Origin of the sequence: Arthrobacter sp. HMWF013 (assembly GCF_003061105.1) — a bacterium.
Lineage (GTDB): Bacteria > Actinomycetota > Actinomycetes > Actinomycetales > Micrococcaceae > Arthrobacter.
In genome coordinates this window covers 1-4,287 of sequence record NZ_QAIQ01000470.1, presented here as the reverse complement: position 1 = coordinate 4,287, position 4,287 = coordinate 1, and the positions used below count along the sequence as shown (strand labels likewise).

The window sequence follows — 4,287 nt, the reverse complement described above, 5'->3', positions numbered from 1 at the left end:
CCCGCATGGCGTCATGCACAGCCTGGAAAGCAGGGGTCAGGAACCGGGCCGCAGCGAACCGCTCCCACATACCGCCGCCGAGCAGGGCCGGCTCCTGCAACGCAACCTCAAGCGCCTGCCGTTCCATGGACGCCACGGGGTCCCGGGGGTCCGGCCGGTTGAAGGACGGGACAGCGCCCGACGCCGGCCCGGCAGCTACGCCGGGCCCGCCGGCCTGTGCAGTCCGCACGGGAGCCGAGGCCCCGGACGGCGTCCCCGGGGACGCCTGGGCGCCGCTACTGGCCGCTTTCATGGCTGCGCCGACGGCGCGGGAGACCTCTTCCACTGACATGCCCAGCCAGCCGGCCAGTTCGCGGGCATAAGCGGGCCTGATCCCGGCATCGCGGATCTGGGCCACCACGGGAGACGATTCCCGCAGGGCTGCCACCCGTCCCTCTACGGTGTCAAGGTTGTGGCGCTTCAACGTGGCCCGGATGGCAAACTCGAACAGCGGCCGCCGCATGTTGATGAGGTCGCGGACCGCAGCATCGCCCTTGTTCTGGCGCAGCTCGCATGGATCGGCTCCCGAGGGCTCCACCGCGACGTAGGTCTGGGCGGTAAAGCGCTGGTCCTCCTCGAAGGCGCGAAGGGCGGCCTTCTGGCCGGCGGCGTCGCCGTCGAACGTGAAGATGACCTCTCCCCCGGTGCCGTCGTCCGAAAGGAGGCGGCGGGCAATCTTGATGTGCTCGGTGCCGAACGCCGTACCGCAGGTAGCTACCGCCGTCGGGATTCCCGCGAGGTGGCAGGCCATCACATCCGTGTAGCCTTCCACCACCACCAGCTGGCGGTCCTTGGCGATGTTCCGCTTGGCGAGGTCGATACCGTACAGGACCTGGGACTTCTTGTAGAGCGTGGTTTCGGGCGTGTTGAGGTACTTGGGGCCTTGATCGTCCTCGTAGAGCTTGCGCGCGCCGAAGCCGATGGTGTCCCCCGCGATGTCGCGGATGGGCCAGATCAGGCGGCCGCGGAAGCGGTCATAGATCCCCCGGCTGCCTTCGGAAAACATTCCTGTGAGCTTGAGCTCAGCGTCCGTGAACCCGCGGCCACGGAGGTGCTTCAGGAGCGCGTCCCAGCCTTGCGGGGCATAGCCGACACCGAACTGTTCCGAAGCAGCCCGGTCAAAACCCCGGTTGTAGAGGAAGTTGCGGCCCTCGGCCGCACCAGGGGTGAGGAGCTGGGCGCGGAAGAATTCATCGGCGATCTTGTGGGCATCCAGGAGGCGCTGGCGTTTGCCTACCTCTTCCCGGTTGGGCCCGGTTCCGCCGTCTTCGTAGCGCAGCTCGTAGCCGATCCGGGCGGCAAGCTTTTCCACGGCTTCATGGAAGGAGGTGTGGTCCTGCTTCTGCACAAAGGCGATGACGTCGCCGTCTTCGCCGCAGCCGAAGCAGTGGTACCTGCCCACCTGCGGGCGGACGGTGAACGACGGCGAGCGCTCGTCGTGGAAGGGGCACAGGCCCTTGTACGTCCCCAGCCCGGCACCCTTGAGCGTGACGTAGCCGTCAACCACTTCCTTGATGTCCGTGCGCTGGCGTACTTCGTCAATATCTTCACGTTTGATCAGGCCAGCCACAGAGCCATCCTAGACCCGCCGCAGGGCAGGGGTTGAAGCGGGGCCGGCCGTATGTGGGCAGTTGCGTCGAAGGTCACCACCATCCAGTCACCACAGCGAGGGCAGGCTGCCCACCAGCCGTTCGTACATGGCCAGCGCCGAACCGTCGGTCAGCGAGGCCACCTGATCGATCACGACCCTCAGCCGGGCGCCGTCGTCGGCTGCATCCCGCCAGTCCGCGGCGAACATGGGCTCCAGGTGGCGGTCCCCGGTGGAGTTCAGGGCGGTTACCAGGGCGTGGAGCACTTCGCGCTGGCGCTCGTAGATGGGCTGCCGGTGTTCGGTGGTCATGACGAAAGTTGTGGCAAGGCCCTTCATCACGGCGATCTCCATCACCGTCTCATCCGGCACCATCAGCTCGGCGTTGTAGCGGGTGAGGTTTTCCGGGCCGTAGAGGGCGCGGGTGGTCTCCAGCGCGCTCTGGCAGAACCTGCCGATGAGCTGGCTGGTCATGTTCTTCAGGGCTGCCATGGATTTGCGGCTGCCGTCGGCCTCGCGCACCCAGACGTCGGTGGCTTCGAGCCTGGCCAGGGCTGCGTCGATGGCGGCGGGGTCGTTGTGCGGGAGGTACCACTGTTTGGCATAGCCCACCACGCGGGCGCGGTGATCCGGGTTGTCCATCCAGCGGAGCTGGAAGTGGCCCGCCACGATCGCGTCCTCGACGTCGTGCACCGAGTAGGAGATGTCGTCGGCCAGGTCCATGACCTGTGCTTCCAGGCAGGACCGGCGTACCGGGGCGCCTTCGCGGAGCCAGTTGAAGATGGGGAGATCGTCCTCGTAGGCCCCGAACTTGCTGGTGCGCTGACCGTGGATCACCGGCGCTTCCAGCGCGGACCAGGGATATTTGGCGGCAGCGTCCAGGCTGGCCCGGGTCAGGTTCAGCCCGGCGGGGCTTCCGTCCGGAGCCAGGACCTTCGGTTCAAGCCGGGTGAGCAGCCTGAGGGTCTGGGCGTTGCCTTCAAAGCCGCCGATTGCATGGGCCACTTCGTTCAGCGCCGATTCACCGTTGTGGCCGAAGGGCGGGTGGCCGAGGTCATGGCTGAGGCAGGCGGTGTCCACCACGTCCGGATCGCAGCCCAGGGCACGGCCAAGTTCCCGGCCTACCTGGGCAACTTCGAGGCTGTGGGTCAGGCGGGTGCGGACGAAGTCGTCGGTGTCCGGCGCCACCACCTGCGTTTTGGCGCCCAGGCGGCGCAGGGCCGAGGAATGGAGCACCCGGGCGCGGTCCCGCTCGAAGTCGGAGCGGTACGTGTTCTTGGGTGATTCCTCCACCCACCGGGCGGAGTCGTGGGGCTCGTAGCCGGGCAGGACCGGGGCCGTAGTGCGGGTCTCAGCCACCGGAGACATCCAGTTCAGCGGCGGAGATGTCCTTGGACTGCGCCTCGTTCAGGGAGCGGGACTCCAGCCAGTCCTTGGGCAGTGCAGGCTTCTTCGGCGAGCCCGCCCGGCCGCGGGGGCCTTCGGCGTCCGCACCGGGGTACGGCGAATCCAGGTCCAGCTGGCCCAGGGTCCCACGGAGTTCTTCCAGGCTGGTGACCAGCGCCATCTTCGTCCGCAGTTCACCTCCCACCACGTAGCCCTTGAAGTACCAGGCGATGTGCTTGCGGATTTCACGGAGGGCCTTGCCTTCGTCGCCGAAGGTTTCAACCATCAGTTCGGCGTGCCGGTAAACACTTTCGGCCACCTTGCGCAGGTCCGGCTTGTGGCGGACGTCGCTTCCCTCGAAGGCGGCCATCAGGTCGCCGAAGAGCCACGGGCGCCCCTGGCAGCCGCGGCCCACCACCACACCGTCCACTCCTGTCTGCTGGACCATGCGGACGGCATCTTCGGCGGACCAGATATCGCCGTTGCCCAGCACCGGGATGTCCGGCAGGGCCTCGCGGAGGCGGGCGATGGCAGTCCAGTCGGCCTCACCGGAGTAGAACTGCGCCGCGGTCCGGCCGTGGAGCGCGACGGCGGCAACGCCGGAATCGCGGGCGATCCGGCCCGCCTCGAGGTATGTCAGGTGGTCGTCGTCGATGCCCTTGCGCATCTTGATGGTGAGCGGGACGTTGCCCTTGGACGCCTCCCGGACAGCTGCCTGCACGATCGAGGTGAACAGGTCGATTTTCCAGGGCAGGGCGGAGCCGCCGCCGCGCCGTGTCACTTTCGGGACGGGGCAGCCGAAGTTCAGGTCGATGTGGTCGGCCCTGTCCTCTTCAACCAGCATGCGTACTGCCTGGCCGACGGTGACGGGGTCCACGCCGTACAGCTGGACTGAGCGGACCTTTTCGTCGTCGTCGTGCGAGATGATGCGCAGGGACTCCGGGGTGCGCTCCACGAGGGCGCGCGAGGTCACCATCTCCGCAACGTACATACCCCCGCCGTACTCACGGCAGAGGCGGCGGAACGCGGAGTTGGTGATGCCGGCCATGGGAGCCAGGATCACGGGGGTATCCACCGTGATGGGGCCCAGCTTCAGGGGCGGGAGTTCCAGCTTGGGGGCAGGAGGCGTTGCTACAACAGTCACCCGTCCATTGTCTCAAAGACGGACAAATCGGCGGGCCGCCCGCCCACGGGAATGCTCCGGGGGGTCAGCAAAAGCGTCAGCCGCGGTCTGCGCGGCGTCCCCGCCGGGTCTCCGGCGCGTCGGCGTCGGC

General features: G+C 67.6%; 3 protein-coding genes. All 3 read right to left on the bottom strand.

Going from position 1 to position 4,287, the window contains the following annotated elements; translation table 11 throughout:
* The coding region (gene dnaG, locus DBR22_RS16835; RefSeq protein WP_108599965.1) for a DNA primase at positions 1-1,609 on the bottom strand (1,609 nt) is incomplete at its 3' end.
* A gap of 87 nt (positions 1,610-1,696) precedes the next feature.
* Positions 1,697-2,995: a deoxyguanosinetriphosphate triphosphohydrolase gene (locus DBR22_RS16830; protein ID WP_108599964.1), complete on the bottom strand. Its 1,299-nt coding sequence runs from the start codon at positions 2,993-2,995 to the stop codon at positions 1,697-1,699.
* A complete protein-coding gene (gene dusB, locus DBR22_RS16825) occupies positions 2,979-4,157 on the bottom strand; it encodes a tRNA dihydrouridine synthase DusB (protein WP_108599963.1) in 1,179 nt (392 codons plus the stop codon). The genes DBR22_RS16830 and dusB overlap by 17 nt, the downstream gene beginning before the upstream one ends.
* Positions 4,158-4,287 lie beyond the last annotated feature (130 nt).